The following is a 25,212-nucleotide window of genomic DNA, read 5'->3' as shown; positions in this document are numbered from 1 at the left end:
CTTACTTTTAAAATTTTAGAATAAATATTTTGGTTCATTACAAAATTAAAAATATATTTAGAAGGGTTCTATTATGCAAAAATCAATTGCTAAAAATATTATATACAAAATTTTACTAAACATTTTCAATGTCATACTTCCAATTCTTGTTGGCCCCTATGCTTATCGTACACTAGGTGCCTCTTCGATGGGGAAAGTGAACTTCTCTGAAACAATTTTTACTTACTTCTTTATTTTTGCTGTATTTGGCATCCATCAATATGGATTAAGAGAAATTAGTGCCATTAAGGATAATAAAAAGAAATCTGAACAATTATTTACTAGTTTATTTATATTAAGTATCTTCACGAATTTATTAACATTTGGAGCATATTTACTATTTAGTTACTTCGGATATGCGGAAAAAGGTTTATTTTATATCCTCCTCATATTTGGATTTAACTTTATTGCAAATATTTTTTATGTAGAGTGGCTAAATGAAGCCTACGAAAATTTCGACTTTATTACATTAAAGACCATCATTGTAAAATTAATTTATGTCGTAATGCTTTTTATCTTTGTACAAACTGCTCAAGATTTTTATCAATTTACAGGACTATTAGTACTTTCTAATTTCTTAAATAATATTATTAGTTATATATATATAAGACGTACTGTAAAATTCGATTTTTCAAATATTACTATCAAAAAACATTTAAAACCATTATTATTAATCGCCATCTTCTCAAATGCGCATATACTTTATACTCACTTGGATCGCTTCTTCCTTGGAGAATACGTAGGCGAAAAATATGTTTCTTTCTATGTAATGGCTTTTCAAATTATGTCTATTATTAACTTACTCATGTTAAGCGTTATACAAGTAACCTTACCAAGGCTTTCTTACTTATCCGAAGGTGATGATGAAACAGCATATGATAAATTATTAAATACAATATCTCAACTTTATTTCATCACCTTATTCCCAGCAGCTATAGGAATTATCATTGTCTCGAATTTAATTGTTGTAATCTATGGCGGCGCACAATATGCTGCTGCTGGACCTACATTGGCTATTTTTTCTGTTTACATGGTTATATTAGGTATCCAATCCATTCTTGGAAATCAAATTATGTACATTAAACGTAAAGAACATATATTGGTACGTGCGCTATTAATATTTGGGGTTATAAATATTATACTTAAAGTAATACTGCTAAAGATCAATTTATTTACACCAACGACAGCAACTTTGACAACAACAATTGCAACGCTATTACTTGTTGTGTATATATATTTTTATATCAAAAAATATTTAAAGGTAAACTATCACCTATTTACGATGGCCAACTTTAAATATTTATTCTATTCCCTTACATTCTTTCCGATTTCTTATGCAGTTCAACTATACGTGTCAGGAACAATTCCTTTATTTCTAGCATTAGTTGTCACAAATGGACTTGCATATACTCTGTTGTTATTCCTGACAAAAGATGAAATCTTATTCATGGCTCTTTCTAAGTTAACATCTAAATTTAAAAAATCTTAAAGACGTAATAAAAAGAGACGTACCATTCACTTTTGAATAGCACGTCTCTTTTCTTATTTTTAAACTTATAAAAACTGTTCTCATTATAATATTTCAACATTGAGTTGATTCCAATTACTTCTTCAGTAAACTCTTCGCAATTATACGTGTCAGGAGGCCTTTATCCATCAATAAAATAGAACAAAATTTAGGAGAAAATAACATTTTTATATTCCATAAACCATGATTCGTTCCTTTAAGAATCATATCAAGCCATAGAAATTGGAATATTTGCTTAATATTTTTATCCTCTTTGTTAGCCTTATGATATTGTTCTTCTAATTGGCGTTTTACTTCTAATAATTCTTCTTTCGTTAATGTACCCCTTGCAAATGGTACGCGATTAAATTCAATTCCAATACGAGATAAAGCCTCTGTAGAAATCTTTGCGGCCATAACCTCTTGATCGGAGGCATTAAGACTACTTACACTTGTTTCTGACCAACGATAATTCAGTAGTGGCTCCTCTAAGTTAATTACTTTATACTTCTCACTTAATCTCTGGAACAACTCATAATCTTCAGCATGTAAGTAATTCAAATCATAATAAATGTTGTGTTCTTTTAAAAATTCCGTGCGCATCATCACAGATGGATGAATCATACAGCTTCGAACATACAAACAATTTCTTATTAATTCTGAAGAGCCTGAAATTTGCCACGGTTTTCGATTCTGACCTATAACTTTAACACCCGTTCCACAAACTGCAACATCAGGATGCTTCTCCATATACTGCAATTGAATTTCTAAACGTTTTGGATCTGCTATATCATCACAATCCATCCTAGCAATATATTCTCCTGTTGCTAAATCAATTCCCTTATTTAATGTTTTAATCAACCTTAAATTTACTTCATTTGTCACTATTCTTATTCGTGAATCACTATAAGAATTCAAAATCTCCATACTACTATCTGTTGATCCATCGTTTATAATTAATAATTCAAAATCTGTAAAAGTTTGGTTCAAAATACTATCAACAGACTCTCTTAAATATTTTTCACCATTATATACAGGCATTAGTACCGTAATTTTTGGCATTGTTGACCTCCATAAAAAGAATTTAAAATTGTTTCATATTATATAATAGATACTTTACATCATTCAAGAAAGGGCTCACCTTTCCATTTAAACCAGATCTGTCTATTTTCCACATATATAACGATATCCGGTAAAGCACTAATATAATTTTTTATTTTTTCTAGTGTATATTTCATAATTCTCTTCACTTAGTATAGCAGGTTCCCCTATTAAATATAGTACCTCTACAAATTATACAGTAACCTAATTAACTTCAACATATTTATACCTTAATTATCATTTGTTCATTTAAATTAAAAAACACCCAATAATATACATATAAAAACATAATAATCCATCCGATTTTCTGTATTTCATCTATAAAAATCCGGAAAATGAATAATGTACCTTTTTGAAATAATAGCATTATATCACAGAATTTAGTATCATGATTCAAGGTACTATTTCAAGTTGGACGGAGGATACTATGAGCTTATTAACAGTTGAAAAATTAGGACATACATTTGGCGATCGTACATTATTTAAAGATGTATCTATGCGATTACTAGCAGGTGAGCACGTTGGATTAGTTGGTGCAAACGGTGTTGGTAAATCAACATTCATGAATATCATTACTGGTCAGCTTATTCATGACCAAGGTCGTGTAGAATGGACACCGGGCACACATTACGGTTACTTAGATCAACATACGGTTTTAACGCCTGGACGTACAATTCGTGACATACTAGCGGATGCATTTTTACCGCTATTTGAAAAAGAAAAAGCTTTAAATGAAGTTACAGAAAAAATGGGAACTGCTACACCAGAAGAACTAGAAGAACTTCTTGAGCAAATGGCAGAAATACAAGATGCACTTGAAGCAGGTGGTTTCTATTTACTAGATATGAAAATTGAAGAGGCTGCACGTGGTCTTGGAATTGATGCAATTGGTTTAGATCGTGATGTTTCAGCACTAAGTGGTGGACAACGTACAAAAGTATTGCTTGCAAAGCTATTACTTGAACAACCAGAAGTATTATTACTTGATGAACCTACTAACTATTTAGACGTTGAACATATTCATTGGTTAACAAATTATTTAAAAGAATACCCACATGCATTCTTATTAATTTCTCATGATACGGAATTTATGAACAAATGTGTTGATGTTATTTTCCATCTAGAATTCACAAAAATGACACGCTATACAGCGACATATGAAAAATTCCTAGAACTAGCAGAAATCAATAAAAATCAACATATAAACGCTTATGAAAAGCAGCGCGAGTTTATCAAAAAGCAAGAAGATTTCATTGCAAAGAACAAAGCCCGTTATTCAACAACAGGTCGTGCAAAGAGTCGTCAAAAACAACTTGACCGCATGGAACTTATTGATCGCCCGGAAACAGCAATTAAACCTGAATTCTCATTTAAAGAAAGTCGTGCAAGTAGTCGCTTCGTCTTTGAAGGTGAAAATGTAGAAATTGGATATACACATCCACTACTACCAAAGCTATCAATGACAATTGAACGCGGTGAAAAAATTGCTATCGTTGGATGTAATGGTGTTGGTAAATCAACGTTACTAAAAACAATCTTAGGTAAAATTAAACCTTTAAGCGGTAAAACAAGCCTTGGGGACTTCTTAGAGCCTGCATACTTTGAGCAAGAGGTTAAAGCTGACAATATAACACCAATTGATGATGTATGGAATACATTCCCTGGCTTAGACCAGCATCAAATTCGTGCGATGTTAGCAAAATGCGGATTAAAAAATGAACATATTTCTCGCCCGTTAAGTCAATTAAGTGGTGGAGAACAAGCAAAAGTTCGTTTATGTAAACTAATGGGTGAAGAAAGTAACTGGCTACTATTTGATGAGCCGACAAACCATCTTGATGTTACAGCAAAAGCAGAACTTAAGAAGGCTATGAAAGCATATAAAGGAACAATCCTCCTTGTATGTCACGAACCAGACTTCTATGAAGATTGGATTACAAAAGTTTGGAATGTAGAAGAATGGTCTCAAAATAAAAATTAATAGATATAAGATTTTCATCCATATTTTATGCTATACTATACTTTGCGTGACAACATCTTGCTCTGTTGTCACGTTTTTTATAGAATAAGATTTTATTAATGCTGGGGGCTATATTATGCTTTTTAATTCTTTTGAATTTATGCTTTTATTCTTGCCTATAGCAGTAATTGGATATTTCCTATTGCAAAAAGTTAACAAAAATTTCGCGAAACTTTTTTTAGTAGGTATGTCCCTTTACTTTTATGCATATTTTGAGGTGAAATACCTATTGCTAATAGGAGTTTCATTATTTACAAACGCATTTATAGGCCAACAAATTATACAAAAAATCAATCAAAAAACCCGAAAAGTATTTTTAATAGTTGGTTTAGTATTTAACATCTCATTACTGGGATACTTTAAATACTCTGATTTCTTCTTAGATAATATAAATACCCTATTTGGAACTGATGTACCTTTATTAAAGTTATTACTGCCTTTAGGCATTAGTTTTATTACCTTCCAAAAGATAGGTTTTTTAGTAGATTGTTATAAGAGGGAATTAACAAAGTTTAATTTTATTGATTTTTGCTTGTTCGTAACGTTTTTCCCGCAACTTATTGCAGGACCCATTGTCCATCATAGTAAGGTCCTCCCTCAATTTCAAGATGAATCTAAAAGAAGGCCGAATATTGAAAACATTACAAAAGGACTTTACATATTCGGAATTGGTCTTACTAAAAAAGTAGTAATTGCTGATTCACTAGCACAATGGGCTGATTTTGGCTTTAGCAATGTAAATCAACTATCTACGACCGATGCATGGGTTTCATCACTTGCGTATACATTACAACTGTATTTTGATTTTAGTGGATATTGTGATATGGCAATAGGTGCAGCGTTGTTATTCAACATTATACTACCAATTAACTTCTTCTCTCCTTATAAATCTTTAAGTATTCAAGATTTTTGGAGACGTTGGCATATGACATTAGGACGATTTTTCACCCAATATGTATATATTCCATTGGGTGGGAGTCGAAAAGGGCAAATTCGTACTTATTTAAATTTATTTACAATTTTTCTTATAAGTGGAATTTGGCATGGCGCTGGATGGACGTTTGTTATTTGGGGCGTTTTACACGGATTAGCTATTGTAATACATCGATTATTTAAAAACTTAGGTGGAAAAATGCCTAAATTTATTGCTTGGATTTTAACAATGGGATTTGTACATGTAACATGGGTGTTCTTCAGAGCTACTTCTGTAGAAGATGCATTAACTATGTTAAATCGCATGTTCAACGTAAATTACTTACACATCCAAACAGCACTTATTCAATTCCGTCCAGAAACATTAACTGGTGTGTCTATAATGGATAATTTAATTTATTCAATTTGTAATTTATTCCCGTTCCAAGTGACTGGTGATCATTTTAACTTCCAAACTATTTTATACCTAGCAATTGGAATCGCTATTGTATTATTTACAAAAAATTCTATAGAAAAATTAGAATCTTTCCGTCCAAAACCGATTTATGCTCTTGCATTAGCTAGCATGTTTATACTTTCTTTGATGTATTTAAATCGTGTAAGTTCATTCTTATACTTTAATTTCTAATAACCGTAGGTGAAAAATATGTATAAACGTTTTATATGTTGGTTTATTATATTCCTTTTCATTTTATCTGGAATAGTTTGCTCTATTGTTTATAAGCTTGACCCATTGTATGTATATAAATTTAAGAAGAACGATTATTTTTATGCTACTGAACGCTATCAAATGCCTGGACTTATTAAACATATGGATTATGATACCTTATTTGTAGGAACTTCTATGGGAAGAAACTTCCTTGAACCTGACGCTAATAAATTACTTCATACTACCAGCTTTAATGGCTCTCTTCCAGGTTCAACAGCTAGGGAACAAAATATGACAGCCCAGTTAGCTACGCATTCAAAAACTGTTAAAAATATTATTTGGGAGCTTAATTTATATTCATTCTCTGGAAAACCTGAATGGGTATCAGAAGGTGCTTCACCATTTCCAACTTACATGTATGATACAAATAAGTTGAATGATATCCAATATTTAATTAGCCCGTATTCTCGAAAAATAGCATTGCAGAATATGAAGTTAAAACTAGATCCAACAAAATCTCCACAGGATCCCCACTGGCTATACAAATTTGGAGATGACGAGCCAAATTTCTCAGTAGATATAGCTAAAAGGGTTGTTGACGGAACACCTCATCAATCAATCAGCGATGGTTGGTATCATGAACAAATGCTTAAATCTTTTGATTCTAATATTATTGAATTTGTAAAACAAAACCCGGAAGTACAGTTTACATTTTTCTATGCGCCATATCCAGTAACATATCACGTAGTTATGGATAAAAACGACTCAAAGCATACAAAGGAAAATATGTTATTTAAAAAAGAAGTATACACTAAATTAGCACAACTAAAAAATGTAAAACTCTATGATTTCCAAGATCAAAAAGAAGTTACGTATAATCTTTCTAATTATATGTCTGACCAAACGCATTATTACAGATATATAAATGATTGGATTGTAAAACAATTAGCTACAACTGAACCGATTACTAATAAACGAGATTACGAACAAAGATTAACTAACTTCTCTAATGAAATACGGAATTTCGATACTTCTAAGCTAGTGAATTCAGATGAAAGACCTAAATAATAAAAAGGTAACAATGAAAACTATCATTGTTACCTTTTTATATTATAATAGCCCATAAGCCTCAAACGGAATTCTTTTAAAGTTGGATATGCCTCTAAATTGAACAACATCCCTTGGATAACCGGAATTCTTGGATTTTGCATCCTCATTTCTGCCTCCAAAACATCTAATGTAACAAGCAATTCCTCATCTTCTAATTGATCCGCTAAAGTACGTTTAAACACAATAATTTCTTTTAAAAAATGTTCCTTAACCTGCTCCTTAATAAGCTCTGATTTACAAAGAAATTCTCCAAGCCTTTCTTCATGTAACACAGGTTCTTCTGAAGATTTTACCAATCCATCTACTAAATGATCCACTCTTTTCAAAATAAAAGCCGAGACATAAGATAAGTCTATTTCTGGCGCTTGTAAAATAATTAGTTCTAAATATCCCCGGCATATGCCTTCTACCATAATGACTAAATCTAATAAATATGGCATAACCTTATCACCATAAATAGACAGTAAACTATTCCGATAAAATGCGTGAGACTCTAACTTCATCCGCATCATAAATTCTTCTACTTCTTTATTAAAAGGAATCGCATTTTCCCTTGCATGCATAATAATAAATTCTTTATGCTTTTGTATATCATTAAACTGGCAATGCAATTGTTTTGCAAATTTTTCACGTGGCAATAACGACTCTTTTTCAATATCCATCATTTTGTTTTGAATCTTGTCATAGTAATATCGAAGTGTCGCTAATAAAAGTTCCTCTTTTGATTTAAAGTATAAATAAAAGGCTCCCTTAGATATGCCACAAGCTGTCACAATTTCCTGCACTGATGTCGCATTTACACCCTTAGTCGCAAATAACTTCATAGCCATCTCTATAATTAAGCGCTCTTTTTCTTTCATATCATGTCTCTCCTAAATTTAATCTCGCATCTTATTATGAATGTATTATACCATCCCTTTTCATTGACGGCTGACCAATCAGTCAGTTATATTATGTATTAGACTGACCAGTTGGTCAATATAATACAAAGGGAGCGCAAACATGAACAAAATTATTAATTTTTCGTTAAAAAATAAGTTCGCAGTTTGGCTACTAACCATTATCGTTACCATTGCAGGTATTTATTCTGGGCTGAATATGAAGCTGGAAACAATTCCTGATATTACAACACCTGTTGTAACAGTAACCACGGTTTATCCTGGTGCTACACCAGAAGAAGTAGCTGATAAAGTTTCAAAACCGATGGAAGAGCAACTGCAAAATTTAAGTGGTGTAAACGTTGTTAGTTCATCATCTTTTCAAAATGCATCTTCCATTCAGGTAGAATATGATTTTGATAAAAATATGGAAAAGGCTGAAACAGAAATAAAAGAAGCTCTCGCAAATGTGAAACTGCCAGAAGGCGTAAAGGACCCGAAAGTTTCACGTGTGAACTTCAATGCCTTTCCTGTAATTTCATTAAGCGTAGCAAGTAAAAATGAATCTTTAGCTACCTTAACTGAAAATGTAGAAAAAAATGTTGTTCCAGGATTAAAAGGACTTGATGGGGTCGCATCTGTTCAAATTTCAGGTCAACAAGTAGATGAAGTACAACTTGTCTTCAAAAAAGATAAGATGAAAGAATTAGGTTTAAGTGAAGATACTGTAAAAAATGTAATTAAAGGATCGGACGTATCTTTACCACTTGGTTTATATACATTTAAAGACACAGAAAAGTCAGTTGTTGTAGATGGAAATATTACAACAATGAAAGCATTAAAAGAATTAAAAATCCCTGCTGTTCCTTCATCAGCAAGCGGTCAAGGTAGTCAAAATGCCGGAGCTGGTACACAAGTGCCGCAAATGAATCCAGCCGCTATGAACAACGGGATTTCGACAGTTACATTAGACGAAATTGCTGATATTAAAGAAGTCGGAAAAGCGGAATCTATTTCTCGAACAAATGGAAAAGAAGCAATTGGAATTCAAATTGTAAAAGCGGCTGACGCGAACACAGTTGATGTTGTAAATGCTGTTAAAGATAAAGTAAAAGAACTTGAGAAAAAATATAAAGACTTAGAGATTATTTCAACATTCGACCAAGGTGCACCTATTGAGAAATCAGTAGAAACAATGCTAAGTAAAGCCATTTTTGGTGCTATCTTTGCGATTGTTATTATTATGTTGTTCCTACGAAATATCCGAACAACATTAATCTCTGTCGTTTCCATACCACTTTCTTTATTAATTGCTGTATTAGTTATAAAACAAATGGATATTACGCTTAACATTATGACGCTCGGGGCAATGACAGTCGCTATCGGGCGCGTTGTGGATGACTCCATTGTTGTTATCGAAAATATTTACCGACGTATGTCGTTATCAGGAGAGAAACTACGCGGGAAAGATTTAATTCGTGAAGCTACAAAAGAAATGTTTATTCCGATTATGTCTTCTACCATTGTAACAATTGCTGTATTTTTACCGCTTGGACTAGTAAAAGGTATGATTGGTGAAATGTTCTTACCATTCGCTTTAACTATCGTCTTCGCTTTATTAGCATCGTTGCTAGTAGCAGTTACAATCGTACCGATGCTAGCTCACTCTTTATTTAAGAAAGAGAGCATGAGGGAAAAAGAAGTACATCATGAAGAAAAACCAAGTAAATTAGCAAATATTTACAAACACATACTTGCATGGGCTTTAAATCACAAAATTATTACATCAAGTATCGCTATCCTTCTATTAGTTGGTAGTCTTGCACTTGTGCCAATCATTGGTGTAAGTTTCTTACCATCTGAAGAAGAAAAAATGATCATTGCAACATACAACCCTGAACCTGGTCAAACGTTAGAAGACGTTGAAAAAATTGCAACGAAAGCTGAGAAGCACTTCCAAGATAATAAAAACGTCAAAACAATTCAATTCTCATTAGGTGGCGAAAACCCAATGAGTCCTGGTCAATCAAATCAAGCAATGTTCTTCGTACAATATGATAATGACACGAAAAACTTCGAAAAAGAGAAAGAACAAGTCGTTAAAGATTTACAGAAGATGTCTGGAAAAGGTGAATGGAAAAACCAAGACTTCGGGGCAAGTGGCGGTAGTAACGAAATCAAGTTATACGTTTACGGAGATAGCTCAGAAGACATTAAGCCTGTCGTAAAAGATATTCAAAACATAATGAAGAAAAACAAAGACTTAAAAGATATAGACTCTAGTATTGCAAAAACATACGCAGAATACACTTTAGTCGCAGATCAGGAAAAGCTAAGTAAAATGGGTCTAACGGCTGCACAAATTGGAATGGGACTTTCTAATCAACATGATCGCCCTGTTCTGACAACAATTAAAAAAGACGGTAAAGATATCAATGTATATGTAGAAGCTGAAAAACAAAATTATGAAACAATCGATGACTTAACAAATCGTAAAATTACAACGCCGCTTGGTAATGAAGTGGCTGTAAAAGATGTGATGACTGTAAAAGAAGGAGAAACTTCGAATACAGTGAAACACCGCGATGGCCGTGTTTATGCGGAAGTAAGTGCAAAACTAACATCTGATGACGTTTCAAAAGCATCAGCCGCAGTTCAAAAAGAAGTAGATAAAATGGATCTTCCTTCTGGCGTAGATGTTTCTATGGGAGGCGTTACAAAAGATATTGAAGAATCATTCAAGCAACTTGGCTTAGCGATGTTAGCTGCGATTGCTATTGTATACTTCGTTCTTGTCGTTACATTTGGCGGTGCTCTTGCACCATTCGCAATTTTATTCTCGCTACCATTTACAATCATTGGAGCTCTTGTTGCCTTATTAATCTCTGGTGAAACGTTAAGTGTCTCTGCAATGATCGGTGCCCTTATGTTAATCGGTATCGTTGTAACAAACGCAATCGTGCTTATCGACCGCGTTATTCATAAAGAAAATGAAGGTCTATCAACACGTGAAGCTTTATTAGAGGCTGGTGCAACACGCCTTCGCCCGATTTTAATGACTGCAATTGCAACAATCGGTGCTCTTATCCCGCTCGCATTAGGATTTGAAGGTAGCGGCTTAATTTCTAAAGGACTTGGTGTAACAGTAATTGGTGGATTAACAAGTTCAACATTATTAACACTTCTTATTGTTCCAATCGTTTATGAAGTATTAAGCAAGTTTAAAAAGAAAAAAGTAAAGTAACAAAAAAATAACCTCGCTAATTGCGAGGTTATTTTTTATTTCCAAACAAGATTAGGAAATCACCATAGCCTTCTTTTTCTAATTCCTCTTTTGGAATAAATCGAAGAGCTGCTGAATTTATACAATAGCGAAGTCCATTCGGTCCTGGGCCATCTGGAAATACGTGCCCGAGATGTGAATCTCCTTCCTTACTTCTCACTTCTGTACGCGTCATATTATGACTCACATCCATTTTTTCCTTCACACTAGCTGACATAACTGGCTTTGTAAAACTAGGCCATCCACATCCACTATCAAATTTATCTAGAGAAGTAAACAAAGGTTCACCTGAAACGATATCTACATAAAGACCTTCTTCTTTATGATTCCAATACTCATTTCGAAATGGTGGTTCTGTACCATTTTCCTGTGTTACATAAAATTGCATCTCATTCAGTTTTTCCTTTAAATGAGCATTATCCTTTGGCCAATGTTGCTTAATAAACGCATCTCGCCCTGAGCCCTTACGGTATAACTCGTAGCGGAATTCATTTTTCTTATGATATCCTTGGTGATATTCCTCTGCGGGATAAAACGTAGCAGCTGGCAATATTTTTGTCGCAATCGGCTTTGAAAAGCGCCCACTCCTTGCAAGCCCTTCTTTTGAAGCCTCTGCTTTTTTATGTTGTTCTTCATTATGATAAAAAATCACTGTTTCGTAAGACTGTCCGCGATCGTGGAATTGCCCACCTACATCAGTCGGATCAATTTGTCTCCAATATATATTTAATAACTCTTCATACGGCATTTTATTTGCATCAAATGTAATTTGTACTGCCTCATAATGTCCCGTCGTTTCTGAACATACTTCTTTATATGTTGGATTCTCTTTATGACCACCTGTATAGCCAGAAACAACCTTTATAATTCCTTCCATCTCTTCAAATGGCGAAACCATACACCAGAAGCACCCTCCAGCAAATGTAGCTAATTCTACCTTTTCATTTACAGCCATTCTTTCACCCCTATTCTATCTTCTCCTTACAGTATGGCATAAGAAACATCATGTTATAAAAGAAAAAGCATCGAACATCGATGCTTTTTTCTCTTCACTTTATTTTTTCCCAGCGTCCTTCTCCATTTCATCACTTGTCACATCTAAGACATCTAATAAGAAAATGAAGATTGGAATACCGATAATTAATCCCCATACACCTAAGAAGTGTTCCGAGAAGATTAATACCATAAACGTATAGAAAATTGGTAAGTTTGTTTTTTGCGACATAAACTTCGGATTTAACACGTAACTTTCAAGCGCATGAATGACTGTTACGATAACTAAAATATAAACAACGTACATAATACCACCGATATTGTAAGCAATCATACAAAGCGGGAATAACGAAATGATAACCCCAGCTACTGGAATTAAGCCAAGTAAGAAGATCATTAACGCTAAACCTAATAATTGTGGGAATCCTAATATCCATAATGCAATAACGGATAAAACGCAGTTAACAACTGCAATTAAAAATTGGGCTTCGATTACTTTTCCGAATGAACGTGCAAATTTCTTACCGAAGTACTCGATTTCAGTATAGAAAATTGCAAGTCTGCTCTCTTTAAATTTTGCAGTAAAAGCAACGATACGAGCTTTCTCCAATAAGAAAAATAAACTTAAAATTAAAGAAAGTAACACTTGAAGGCCAAATTTCCCAACATTCGTAATCGATTTATACAAAATGTCAACGCCTTGTCCTACATACTTCGAAAGTTCCATATGATTAACAGCATTAACTGCATACTTAATTAATTCACTGTCCGGTGGGTTTCTTAAAAATACGTTAAATTGATAAATCAATTGTGAAATTTGTATCGTTAATACTGGTAAATATTTAAATAGCGTAATAGCAATTCCGCCAATTAACATAACATATAGAAATGCTATAATGAGCTTTCGATTAATGGGCATAAAGTGGTCTAATTTGCGAGAAATAAACTTTTGGAATCGATCCATTAAATACGTAAGAATAAACGTAATTAATATTAAATTCAACATACTTTGCAGCCCATATAATACGAGAGCAAGTATTACTAATACGAGTAACCTCTGAAATCCTTTGCTTTGAAACAGGTTTTTTATTTGCATAATCGACGAGTACTCTCTCCTGTCCTATAAAGTAAAACGTTAATAAGTAGATTTTTCTCTCTTTTCTACTTTTAATTATTCATTCATATTAAGATTTTTATAAGCTCATTATACGCCTACCTTAGCAGATCTATAGTAGCTTACTTCTTATTTTACAATACAATGACCTAATTCAAAACGTATTCTACACAGTATTAATGAAGATTTAAGGAAACTTACATTTTTTCAAAATAGGTCTTACCACTACTGTAACATAAAAAGCAAGCTATCAGTAGAAATCTGTCCTACAAATAGCTTGCTTTTCTCATTTTTTAAGTAAGTTTTACTATCCAATGAATGGCATGAACATCGGTATGACAACTACCGTTACAACTCCAACTACTGTTACAGCAATACTTGCCATAGCTGCCTCTACTTCACCCATTTCAATTCCTACTGCCACTCCTAATGCATGACCTGCTGTTCCCAGTGCTAAACCTTTTGCAATTGGATGTTTCACTCTAAATGTTTTTAAGAATAACGCTCCTAATGCGTATACGATAACTGCGTTAAAGATTACTGCAAACGATGTAATTGCTGGTATACCACCAATACTTTCAGAGATGGGTAACGCAATTGCTGTTGTTGCCGCTTGTGGTAACATTGAATTCATTACTGCTGTATCTAGGCCAATTGCTTTTGCAACAATGAACACGACAATTACTGAACAAATAGATCCAACCACGATAGCTGATAAAATTTGCCACCAATATTTTTTCAACTTATCCACTTGTTTATATAATGGAATTGCAAACGCGATTGTTGCTGGCTCTAAGAAAAAGCTAATCATTTTTCCACCAGTATTATATTCTTCGAAAGTAAAGTTACCTACTTTTAAAAAGACAATCCCTAATACCATCGCTACGAATAATGGTGTGAATAAGAAGAACCCTTTTGAATGCTTGAATAATAATGTTCCGATTCCGTATGCGATTAATGAAACGACGATTCCGAAATATGGAGTCATTGTGCTTGCCATGTTCATTCCCTCCTAACAATATATACTAAAATGGTTACGCAACTTTTCCGTGCTTGCGTCCTTTATTTACTACTTTCAATTCTTTTGTATCTTCTGTTTCTTTTTCATCTTTTCCTAAAATAAATTGTGCAAATAATCCTGTTACAGCGAGTAAAATAACTGTCGCGACAACAATTACAGTTAAAATTTGTACAAAATATTGTCCCATTACACCAAGAGAATTAATAACCGAAATACCTGATGGGACGAAAAGGAATCCGATAATACCTGTTAAAGCTGTTCCAAGTGATTCAACTTGTTCCAATTTAATAACCTTTAAACATAATAGACTAAATAAAATGACTAACCCGATTACCGATGAAGGCATCGGAATTGGTAAATGTGTTGCAATAATATTAGAAATTAACATAATAGCTGAGAATATGAATGCTTGTGATAAGAAACTATATACTTTTTTCGTACTCATTTTGGCCACCTCTTTCGATTTGGTACCTTTATTGTATAGGATATACCCGCCTTGGTAAGCGTTTACATAACAGAACGTCAAATATACAGAATCAGTTACAAATATAAAAGGATGAAATACAAAAGCTGCTTCTTAAATACGAAGCAGCTTCTTGAGTTCTTTTGCATATGTACGACTAACAGGTACTTTTGATCCTTCTTTCATAATTAAATTATACGTAGAATTGAACCACGGCTGGATTTCAGTAATATGATTAATATTTGCAATAAAGCTACGATGTACACGCATAAAACTTGCTTGCGGCAACTTCTTTTCCAAAATCACAAGTGTATCGTGTGTTATATATGTGTCCCTCATTGTTTTTACTGTCACTTTTCCATCCACAAGCCCTACATATATAATATCTTCAATATTTACAAGTACAATTGATTCTTCAATTGGTAATGCTAATTTATGCATCTCTGCCGTTACATCTGCCCCTTTTATTTCTTGCTTCGTTTCTATTTGCGACTGCTTTTGTTTTTTATACTTCTTTAATGTTTGTACAATACGTTCTTCATCAAATGGCTTTAAAATATAGTCTAACGCATCTACTTCAAATGCTTGCAACGCGTATTGATCATAGGCAGTCGCAAATACAATGGCAGGTGGATTTTTCATCTTCTTTAATATATTCGCAATTTCAAATCCGTTATCATCAGATAACTGAATGTCTAGGAAAACAATATCTGGTTTGTTTTTCATTAGCTCTTCTAATGCATCCTCTACACAATCAGCCTCACCAATTATCTCAACTTCCTTCGTTCTTTCTAATAAATACTTTAGTTCATCGCGTGCTAACATTTCATCATCAACTACTAGTACTTTTAACAATCTGCTCTTCCTCCCCTACTTTTTTTGGGATAACAAAAGTAATCTCTGTCCCCTCATTTAATTTACTTTCGATATGAAGCATCGTTTCTTTTCCAAATAACCCAATAAGACGTTCATTAATATTATATAAAGCTGTTCCAGTCCCTTTCTTGGACGAAACTACCATCTTTCCTAATTGTTCTAAACGTTCTTCCTCAATTCCTTGCCCATTATCTTTTACTTCAAAATGAACCATACCCTCTTTTTCAAAAACATGCACTTCCACTTCGCACACTGGTTGCTTCTTCGGGAAAGCGTGTCGCAACGCATTTTCAACCAATAGTTGAAGAACAAATGGTGGTACTAAAGTTGTCTTTAGCTCATCCTCCATATACATCTTTACTTCATACTTATTTGGGAACCTTGCTTGTTCTAGCGATAGGTATGCATGTACATGGTTTAATTCTTGTTCTAGTGGAATCAGTAACTGACGTGCGCCTTGCAAATTACAACGGAAATACACGCTAAGTTGTAATAATAACTTCCTTGCCTTCTCTACATCTGTTCGGCATAAAGCTGATACTGTATTAATCGCATTAAATAAAAAGTGCGGGTTAATTTGTGCTTGTAATGCCTTTATTTCCGCATCTTGCAATAATTTACTTTGCAACTCGGCTTCCCCTAATTCAAGTTGTGTAGAGAATATTTTTGCTAATCCTTCTGCTAATTCCTCTTCCACACGACTTAACTGATTAGGATTTTTGAAATACAGTTTTAATGTCCCTATCGTATTTCCATGTGAAGTTAGCGGAATAACAATCGCCGCTTGCAAAGGGCATCCTTCATGTTGACAATTAATGACCTCACGTGATTTTGCTTTCATTATTTTCCCTGTTTGTAACACTTCTTTCGACAAACCAGTTATTAAACTATGTGAAGGAATATGGTGATCTGATGCTAATCCAACATGAGCTAATATTTTCTCTGTATCTGTTAAGGATACCGCATCTGTTCCTGTAAAACGGTGAATAATTTGTGCCACATGCTTACATGATTTTTCTGTTAAGCCTTGGCGAAAATACGGTAACGTTTTATCTGCAATACGTAATACCTTATGAGTCTGAAGTGCCTTTGCGTTCTCTTCCTGACGCAATATAGCTTGTATCATAGAGAGTAAAATAAAACTTCCAAAACTATTTACAAGGATCATTGGTATCGCAATTGTTTTCACAATACTCATTCCATCCTCTACAATTAATAAGATCATAATCATTTCTAAAGAAACGATAAACACACTTAAAACCGCTGAAAATTTAGGCGTAATTGTACGATTATACTTTTTGAAAATGTATCCAATATAACCTGTTATAACCCCCGCTAAAATTGAAGAGATTGCACAACTTAGTGCAGTCGTCCCGCCAAGCATATAACGGTGAATACCAGCAATTGATCCTACTCCAATTCCGACGATAGGGCCACCAAGCAAGCCACTAATTCCAACACCCATAATACGTGTATTCGCAATGGTACTCGATGATGAAACACCTTGTAACCAATTTTCATTCATAATCGTATTCCCAGCAATTTCAATTCCCGTGTAATTGCTTACAATTGTAAACACTGAAAAAATACAAATAAGCTTAAGCTTATCTACATACCCATCTTGCTTATGAAGAAGGCGCCTGAACGTTTTAATATGAGAAAGTAAAAACCCTAAAATAACAATAAGCCCGACACGTTCAATCATCATAAGTACTAAATTTAGCATCTGTGATTCATTCCTTTTTATATGAGTTAGTTTTATTATCGGAAAATAATGAAGTGGGCGTCAAGAAGAATGAAATATCTTTTGCAATATTTTACACATAACAATCCCCGCCCTATTTGACAATCTAATAGAAGAGTGCTAAAAATAAAGTAATATAATACAGTCCTTTAACCCAACCCCGTGAGGTTGAGAAGGAAGTCGGAATATACTATACGTATGACCTATTTTAGGAATACGTATGCTTTTTTGGCCTTCTCATCATATCAGGTGAGAAGGCCTTTTGTTATTCTTCCATAGCGACTGTAGAAGAAAATAAGGGGGAGTAATGATGGACGTCACTACTGATGTACAATCAACAACAGAGGAAACGAAAGAGAAAAGATATAAAACATTATTTGGGTCTGCGTTAGGATATGCAGCAGAAGGCTTAGATATGTTGCTCTTATCTTTCGTACTCGTCTACATTTTAAAAGAATTTCATTTAAGCCCTGTTGAAGGTGGAAACTTAACTTTAGCTACCACAATAGGAATGCTAATTGGGTCTTATTTATTTGGATTTATTGCTGATTTATTTGGGCGTATCCGTACGATGGCCTTCACAATCTTACTATTTTCACTCGCAACAGCACTTATTTATTTCGCAACAGATTATTGGCAATTATTAATTCTTCGCTTTTTAGTGGGGATGGGAGTTGGTGGTGAATTCGGGATTGGAATGGCCATCGTAACTGAAACATGGTCTAAAGAAATGCGTGCTAAGGCGACATCTGTTGTTGCACTTGGATGGCAATTTGGCGTACTAGTAGCTTCACTCCTTCCAGCATTTATCGTCCCACATTTTGGATGGAGAGCTGTTTTCCTATTTGGACTTATTCCCGCTTTATTAGCTGTTTATGTACGAAAAAGTTTAAGTGAACCGAAAATATGGGAACAAAAACAACGATACAAAAAAGAATTGTTACAAAAAGAGGTTGAAGGCAGTTTAACAACTACTGAGGCTGAACAACTAAAACAAATGAAAAAGTTCCCACTTCGAAAGCTATTTGCAAATAAAAAAGTAACAGTAACAACTATTGGCCTTATTATTATGTCATTCATCCAGAACTTCGGATATTATGGTATCTTTACATGGATGCCAACTATTTTAGCGAATAAATATAACTATACATTAGCAAAAGCTAGTGGTTGGATGTTCATCTCTACGATCGGTATGTTAATTGGAATTGCAATTTTTGGAATTCTAGCTGATAAAATTGGTCGCCGTCAAACTTTTACAATCTATTATGTCGGTGGTACTATATACTGTCTCATTTACTTCTTCTTATTCACAAATCCAACATTATTGTTATGGGGCAGCGCATTGCTTGGATTCTTCGCAAATGGCATGATGGGAGGATTCGGAGCAATTTTAGCTGAAAACTATCCTGCTGAAGCTCGCTCTACAGCAGAAAACTTTATTTTCGGTACAGGACGTGGTTTAGCTGGCTTTGGACCTGTTATTATCGGATTACTTGCTGCAGGTGGTAATTTAATGGGCGCATTATCTCTTATCTTCATTATCTATCCAATCGGTTTAATTACAATGCTACTATGTGTCCCAGAGACGAAAGATAAAGTATTAGAATAGATTGAAACTGTACAGAGTACTATCCACTTCGAGAAAAGTAGTTAAATAAATAATAAAGAGGAAGCATTTCAAATGAAATGCTTCCTCTTTTTATATAAATACAATTCTTTATTTTGATTTACTAGCTTTTTGGAACAAAAAGGAAGTTTTCTCTTCTTCTTTTACAATACCTTGTTTTAATGCTAATTCCCCTGCAACTTTAGGCGCTAGCCATAGCATTGGGAGTAACAGAATGGATACCGGGACAGCTGTTACTACGATGAATGATTGTAAGGCATTAATACTTCCCTCACCCATGTATAACAGAATTGCCGCAACTGCTCCCATAATAAGCGACCAAAAAATTCGTAAGCTAATTCTAGGATCTCCATCTCCAGTCACTGCCATCGAAATCGAATAAGCCATTGAATCTCCTGTTGTCACTACAAATAAAATTGTTAATAAAAGAAATGCCGGCCCAATAATATGAGAGAGTGGCAGTTGCTCTGTAATTGCAATCATAGCAGCTGGCATACCCGATTCACTTAATGCGCTTGAAATAGAACCAGGCTTCATTAATTCATAAAACACACCTGATCCTCCCAGAATTGTAAACCAAAATGTTGTAATAATAGGTGCAATAATTCCAATTGCAACGATGATTTCTCGAATCGTTCTTCCTCTTGAAATACGGCTCACTAAAATTGCCATCATCGGTCCATATCCAATAAACCATCCCCAGAAAAAGATTGTCCACGATCCTAACCAACCTGTATCACCGCGGTATGTGCTCATTGGAATAAATTCATTTATATAAAATCCAAACGAAGATACAAACGAATCAATAATAAATCCACCTGGTCCACATAATAATACAAATACCATTAATAAAATCGCTAATTTAACATTTAAATCGCTTATAATTTGAATCCCTTTATTAATTCCTGTTACTGCAGATATAGTAGAAACCGCAACTACACAAATAATAATTGCTAATTGAGTAGTAAAAACATCAGGAATATTAAACAATGCCTGTAGGCCATAACTTGCTTGTAAGCCTAAAAATCCGATCGGTCCAATCGTCCCTGCAGCTACCGCAATAATGGCAAATGCATCAATCATTGTTCCAAGCAAACTCTTTCGCAATTTCTCACCAAAAATAGGATATAAAAGTGTTCGAGGTTTTAACGGCATACCTTTATGATAATGCCCATACATCATAACTACCGCACTGATTGTACCTAAAATCGTCCAAGCCAAGAAACCCCAATGCATATAACTTTGTGCTAAAGCAGGCATTACTGCTTCTTTCGTTCCAGCAGATATACCTTCATGTATCGGCGGCACCGTCATCAAGTGGTACATTGGCTCTGCAGCTGCCCAAAAAACGCCACCTCCGGCAAGTAATGTCGACATAATAATAGCAAGCCACTTTGCCGTACTAATCTCAGGTTTTTCTAATCCCCCAAGTTTAACTCTTCCATATTTCGAGAATGCCATACACATTGCAACAATAAATGTACCAATTAATAAAACTTGCCAGAAGGCACCAAAATATTTAATTGAAGCTGCAAAACTGCTATTAATGACTCCCTCTACATAATTTTTATTTAAGAAAACCGCAATTACAAATAATAAAAGCGAACCACCACTAATAAGAAATACAGGCCAATCCGTTTTTCGACTCTTCATCCTCATTTACACTTCCTCCTTCCTCAGCAATCTAAAAAAACAACTTTATTATGTTTTATTGTTTACCCCCAAAACACAATGATTATATAAGTATAATAATTTATCTATTTCCTACACACTTATGTTGTCCCTAAAAATATGCTAAATCCCTTATTTAAAAGAAAATTTCTATTCCTCTTACATAAAAAAGCAAAATAAAAGACCTTATATTTCTATAAGGTCTTCGAAACAGAAATTTGATTATAACATAAGGAACTCCTTGGTTCAAAAAGCTCCTTCCAAAAATAACCGAGGGTAAAGGCTTCCATTTGCTACGTAACAGTAGTTAAAAAAAAATTATATTTTTACAGAAAATGCCCTATACTACAAACTATTTATGAAAAAAATTCGGCTTCAAAATTTCATTCGGATACGGTTTATGATAAATATGAGTGGTAGCTGGAGATAACGGCGGAATGAGCCACACCCAATTGCCCGTTACAACACGACCGCAAGCAGCTTCTTGCTTCTCAAATTGCTGAAATTGTTGCGCCGCAGTATGATGGTCAACAATACTAACTCCTTGTTTTTTAAAGGAATGTAAAACCGCCACGTTTAATTCAACTAATGCCTTATCTTTCCATAACGTACCGTTTCTCGATGTATCCAAATCCATCATTTCCGCAACTGCTGGAAGTAAATTATAGCGATCATGATCCGCTAAGTTACGTGCCCCAATCTCTGTTCCCATATACCATCCATTAAACGGAGCTGCTGTATAGGAAATACCGCCAATTTCTAAGCGCATATCTGAAATCATTGGAACTCCGTACCATTTTGCTCCAAGTGACGAAATTGGGTATTCTGGGTGTTCAATTGGCACCTCTTTTACTTCTTCTTTCGGAATTTCTTTATATATAGGCGCTTTTCCATCTATAGAAAACACAAGTGGCAATACATCGAAATTCGTACCTTCTCCTTGCCAGCCAAGTTCTTGACAAAAATCTGTAAACACAGCGGAATGAGAGTCACCAATCACTCCCATTTCTGTTTTATATCCTGCATACCGAATCAATTGGTGATTATAAATTCGTATATTATTTTCTTCACCTTGATATTGCTTAAAAATTGTAATGGTCGGTTTCACTTTTCCGTCGTTCGTTGCATATTTAATATGATGAATTAATGCATTATATACACCTTCCTCATCATTTACTTCACGTGCATCTAATATGTGCATCTTACTCCAAAATAGTCTTCCGATACATCGATTACTATTGCGCCATGCCATTCGCGATCCGTGAACAAGTTCTTCAAATGTATGTTCATACGTCCCCGTCTTCTCTATTTCAACTCGAATTTCTTTCATGCGTTCTTCTATGAATTGTTCTTTATTAAGCTCTTTATAGCAAATCGTAATAAAATGACTCGCTTCCTCTATTAATTGCTTCGTTTTACTCATAAGCGATCTCCTTCTATTTCAACAAAACGTTACTACTTTACAGTATAAGCAAAAAGAATAAGAGTCACAAACGAAAGTCGAAGTGTTACTTTTATTGTACTATCTTTCAGAAAATTAAGAGATTACTATTGACTTTCATGAAAAATAGGTGTATTTTTTACTCAGGTAAATTATTTTTACCTAGACCAACTTTTAGAGAGAAAGGAGGAAATGTCATGTCTTCATTTCAATTGCCAAAGCTTTCATATGACTATGATGAACTAGAGCCATATATCGATAGCAATACACTTTCTATTCATCATGGAAAGCACCATGCGACATACGTAAATAATTTGAATGCCGCATTAGAAAACTATTCGGAATTACATAATAAATCTTTAGAAGAGTTACTATGTAATTTAGAAGCTTTACCAAAGGAAATTGTTACAGCTGTCAGAAATAACGGTGGTGGACATTATTGTCATAGTCTTTTTTGGGAAGTAATGAGCCCACGGGGTGGCGGCGAGCCTAATGGAGACGTTGCAAAAGTAATTGATTATTATTTCAATACCTTTGACAACTTAAAAGATCAACTGTCTAAAGCAGCAATTAGCCGTTTTGGAAGTGGTTATGGATGGCTTGTCCTTGATGGTGAAGAACTTACTGTAATGAGTACACCTAATCAAGATACACCTTTGCAAGAAGGCAAAATTCCATTACTTGTCATTGATGTATGGGAACATGCCTATTATTTAAAGTACCAAAATCGTCGCCCAGAATTTGTTACCAACTGGTGGCATACAGTGAACTGGGACCGGGTAAATGAAAAGTATTTACAAGCAATTCAATCACAAAAACATTAGTCGTGCGTATAAGGTAAGTTTGGTAATGTAAAATTAGTATTGTCGAAATCCTCCAGAATCCCCCGGATTGCCACCGGGGGATTTATGATTATTTCATTGCATGTATGTAATAACATAATACTTTTTCTATTTCTATTTTCAACCCTCGGAACGGGAATCCTAATTCATTAGCTTTTCCATTATGTAATGTACAATTAGTCACTTCATTATAAGGTGCTACATGATCTCCTACTTCTTGAATGAGTGATTTTATTCCCGTATTTTCTTCTATAAAATGAATAATTTCCCGAGTAGAAACTACCCCGTTGCTACAAGCATTAATTGGCCCTTCTATGTCTTTCATCCCGCACCAAGCTAAAAATTCCCCAGCTTCTTCTTCATGTATAAACGACAATTTTCCATCTAGATGATTCACTGCGACAGGTTCTTCTCTCACAATATGTTCAACGTAAAATTGTAACCTTTTCGTATAATCGTTTTCTCCAATAACAACTGGAAAACGAACTGCAACAACTGGAAATGTTGCTTGTTGAAATACAACTGCTTCGGCTAACCTCTTTCCTTCACCATAATTGAAGTCATTCCTATCTCCATACGCAATTGCATACTCGTACGGATCGAAGTCCTCTTCTGATAAACTTAGTGCTGGTTCATAGACAGCCATTGAAGATGTCATAACGTATTTTGTCGTTTTCCCTCGTAACACTTCACATATTATCTTCGCTGCGTTTGAGCTATAGCATAAATTATCGTATACAATATCATAACTTTTATCTGCTAGACGCTCTGCTAGTTGTTTTTCATCTTCTCTATCTACAATAAGTCTTTTTACTCTACTCCCAAAAGAATCTTCCGTAATTCCTCTCGTCGCAATCGTTACATCGTGCCCATCTTGCAAAAGTGCTTCTACTAAATGTTTACCAAAAAATCTTGTTCCCCCTAGCACCAATACTTTTTTCAACTTTATCATCCCCATTTCGATAAATTGTAAAATACTACCTCTCTATTATAAATGCTAACATATAAAAAGCATGGAACTCGTTTAACGATTCCATGCTTTTCTACAAAAAATATATTAACGTACTCGATATTTATAAATACAATAACAGAAGTATAAAATAGAAATTACAGATACATAAACCCATAATTCATATACGAACCCCTCTCCCCATACTCCCATAAAATAAAAGAGTGAAGGTAACGTCAATGTTACCCATGATTGTACGAAGGCAATCCTTCCAAGATATTGATTGATGTTCTTTTTTTGTGTATTTAATACAAAGAATAAATACCAAAGTAATGCCCACATAAACCACGTTAACGCATTCACAACATCGTGGAATTGAACAAATGAAACAATCATATAAAATAAAGCAATAATTGCTACCCAAATACAAAACCAACCTAGACCGCTACTATCCATTCCTTTTATAAAAGTAACACCTACATATAAATAGGTTAATCCGAATAAAAAAGTAGCTGCATATGAATATACCGTCCAATTGCTTTGATCAGAAATCATGATTAAATAGAACGGAATAATAATTTGTAGTGCACCCACAAATAAATTAAAAACACCTGCACTTTTCATCTCTGCTTTTCCTAATATAACAAGACTATTTAAAAATAAAGCTGCACCCGAAAGTAATAATCCTACGTAACCCATATGTATTCGTGTGAAATTCTTTCTCTTTCACACTTTTAACCTCCCCACAATATAAAGTGATTCTTTATTATTTTTCTTCCTATTTCAAACTACATACATAATTTTTAATCTAAATAGGTCAGACTTCCTACCTTGAAGAACGCCAAATTTAAAACGCTTTCAATCATAAATAACCCTATCAGAACATTAATAGGATTCCTTGATTATAAACGTACTCTAACCATGACACAAGTATTGATGTTATTTTAAATA

19 protein-coding genes are annotated in these 25,212 nt (G+C 34.1%); 7 read left to right on the top strand and 12 right to left on the bottom strand.

Features of this window, described 5'->3' with window-relative positions; genetic code table 11:
• Positions 1-73 precede the first annotated feature (73 nt).
• Positions 74-1,528, top strand: a complete 1,455-nt coding sequence (locus RTP99_RS12020) for an oligosaccharide flippase family protein (protein ID WP_001172389.1) — start codon at positions 74-76, stop codon at positions 1,526-1,528.
• Between the two features lie 114 nt (positions 1,529-1,642).
• On the opposite strand, the gene RTP99_RS12015 is transcribed toward RTP99_RS12020, so the two are convergent.
• On the bottom strand, positions 1,643-2,608 hold the full coding sequence (locus RTP99_RS12015; RefSeq protein WP_001124451.1) for a glycosyltransferase family 2 protein: 966 nt from the start codon (positions 2,606-2,608) through the stop codon (positions 1,643-1,645).
• A gap of 466 nt (positions 2,609-3,074) precedes the next feature.
• On the opposite strand from RTP99_RS12015, the gene RTP99_RS12010 reads away from it, so the two are divergent.
• The 3 genes from RTP99_RS12010 to RTP99_RS12000 all read left to right on the top strand — a co-directional run bounded on the left by RTP99_RS12010 (position 3,075) and on the right by RTP99_RS12000 (position 7,317).
• Complete coding sequence (locus tag RTP99_RS12010; protein WP_000055406.1) at positions 3,075-4,628, top strand: ABC-F family ATP-binding cassette domain-containing protein; 1,554 nt, start codon at positions 3,075-3,077, stop codon at positions 4,626-4,628.
• Between the two features lie 115 nt (positions 4,629-4,743).
• Entirely contained in the window at positions 4,744-6,228 is a 1,485-nt protein-coding gene (locus RTP99_RS12005; RefSeq protein WP_000898525.1) for an MBOAT family O-acyltransferase, read from the top strand.
• A gap of 18 nt (positions 6,229-6,246) precedes the next feature.
• A complete protein-coding gene (locus tag RTP99_RS12000; RefSeq protein ID WP_000278073.1) occupies positions 6,247-7,317 on the top strand; it encodes a hypothetical protein in 1,071 nt (356 codons plus the stop codon).
• Between the two features lie 29 nt (positions 7,318-7,346).
• Here RTP99_RS12000 and RTP99_RS11995 read toward each other — a convergent pair whose 3' ends face one another.
• Complete coding sequence (locus RTP99_RS11995) at positions 7,347-8,219, bottom strand: TetR/AcrR family transcriptional regulator (RefSeq protein WP_000659619.1); 873 nt, start codon at positions 8,217-8,219, stop codon at positions 7,347-7,349.
• Between the two features lie 142 nt (positions 8,220-8,361).
• Between RTP99_RS11995 and RTP99_RS11990 the strand changes: the two genes are divergently transcribed.
• Entirely contained in the window at positions 8,362-11,481 is a 3,120-nt protein-coding gene (locus tag RTP99_RS11990) for an efflux RND transporter permease subunit (RefSeq protein ID WP_001033530.1), read from the top strand.
• 28 nt (positions 11,482-11,509) lie between these two features.
• On the opposite strand, the gene msrB is transcribed toward RTP99_RS11990, so the two are convergent.
• The 6 genes from msrB to lytS all read right to left on the bottom strand — a co-directional run bounded on the left by msrB (position 11,510) and on the right by lytS (position 17,713).
• On the bottom strand, positions 11,510-12,475 hold the full coding sequence (gene msrB, locus RTP99_RS11985) for a peptide-methionine (R)-S-oxide reductase MsrB (protein WP_000290166.1): 966 nt from the start codon (positions 12,473-12,475) through the stop codon (positions 11,510-11,512).
• A gap of 99 nt (positions 12,476-12,574) precedes the next feature.
• A complete protein-coding gene (locus tag RTP99_RS11980) occupies positions 12,575-13,609 on the bottom strand; it encodes an AI-2E family transporter (protein WP_001166015.1) in 1,035 nt (344 codons plus the stop codon).
• Between the two features lie 325 nt (positions 13,610-13,934).
• Positions 13,935-14,627 (bottom strand): antiholin-like protein LrgB, encoded by a 693-nt coding sequence (gene lrgB / locus RTP99_RS11975; RefSeq protein ID WP_000168869.1) that lies wholly within the window; start codon positions 14,625-14,627, stop codon positions 13,935-13,937.
• A gap of 34 nt (positions 14,628-14,661) precedes the next feature.
• Positions 14,662-15,093 carry an antiholin-like murein hydrolase modulator LrgA gene (lrgA, locus tag RTP99_RS11970; RefSeq protein ID WP_000104901.1) on the bottom strand — a complete coding sequence of 144 codons (432 nt, stop codon included), beginning with the start codon at positions 15,091-15,093 and terminating at the stop codon, positions 14,662-14,664.
• A 132-nt stretch (positions 15,094-15,225) separates the two neighbouring features.
• The gene (locus RTP99_RS11965) at positions 15,226-15,966 is read right to left on the bottom strand and encodes a LytR/AlgR family response regulator transcription factor (RefSeq protein ID WP_000921835.1); all 741 of its coding nucleotides are present in this window, start codon (positions 15,964-15,966) and stop codon (positions 15,226-15,228) included.
• Complete coding sequence (gene lytS, locus RTP99_RS11960; protein WP_000933581.1) at positions 15,944-17,713, bottom strand: two-component system sensor histidine kinase LytS; 1,770 nt, start codon at positions 17,711-17,713, stop codon at positions 15,944-15,946. The genes RTP99_RS11965 and lytS overlap by 23 nt, the downstream gene beginning before the upstream one ends.
• Before the next feature lie 328 nt (positions 17,714-18,041).
• Between lytS and RTP99_RS11955 the strand changes: the two genes are divergently transcribed.
• Complete coding sequence (locus RTP99_RS11955) at positions 18,042-19,340, top strand: MFS transporter (RefSeq protein ID WP_000383607.1); 1,299 nt, start codon at positions 18,042-18,044, stop codon at positions 19,338-19,340.
• A gap of 108 nt (positions 19,341-19,448) precedes the next feature.
• Here RTP99_RS11955 and RTP99_RS11950 read toward each other — a convergent pair whose 3' ends face one another.
• Both RTP99_RS11950 and RTP99_RS11945 read right to left on the bottom strand, forming a co-directional pair.
• Entirely contained in the window at positions 19,449-21,017 is a 1,569-nt protein-coding gene (locus RTP99_RS11950) for a BCCT family transporter (protein ID WP_001242459.1), read from the bottom strand.
• Between the two features lie 364 nt (positions 21,018-21,381).
• Entirely contained in the window at positions 21,382-22,452 is a 1,071-nt protein-coding gene (locus tag RTP99_RS11945; protein WP_000047606.1) for a nitric oxide synthase oxygenase, read from the bottom strand.
• A 215-nt stretch (positions 22,453-22,667) separates the two neighbouring features.
• On the opposite strand from RTP99_RS11945, the gene sodA reads away from it, so the two are divergent.
• A complete protein-coding gene (sodA, locus tag RTP99_RS11940) occupies positions 22,668-23,294 on the top strand; it encodes a superoxide dismutase [Mn] (protein WP_000094046.1) in 627 nt (208 codons plus the stop codon).
• Between the two features lie 88 nt (positions 23,295-23,382).
• On the opposite strand, the gene RTP99_RS11935 is transcribed toward sodA, so the two are convergent.
• Complete coding sequence (locus RTP99_RS11935; protein WP_011040882.1) at positions 23,383-24,264, bottom strand: NAD-dependent epimerase/dehydratase family protein; 882 nt, start codon at positions 24,262-24,264, stop codon at positions 23,383-23,385.
• A gap of 105 nt (positions 24,265-24,369) precedes the next feature.
• A complete protein-coding gene (locus RTP99_RS11930; RefSeq protein WP_000542562.1) occupies positions 24,370-24,960 on the bottom strand; it encodes an AmiS/UreI family transporter in 591 nt (196 codons plus the stop codon).
• Positions 24,961-25,212: the final 252 nt, after the last annotated feature.

This window comes from Bacillus sp. (in: firmicutes) (assembly GCF_031983925.1).
GTDB classification, from domain to species: domain Bacteria; phylum Bacillota; class Bacilli; order Bacillales; family Bacillaceae_G; genus Bacillus_A; species Bacillus_A pacificus.
Note: the sequence above shows the minus strand (reverse complement) of the source record. Positions and strands in the feature narration are given on the sequence as shown.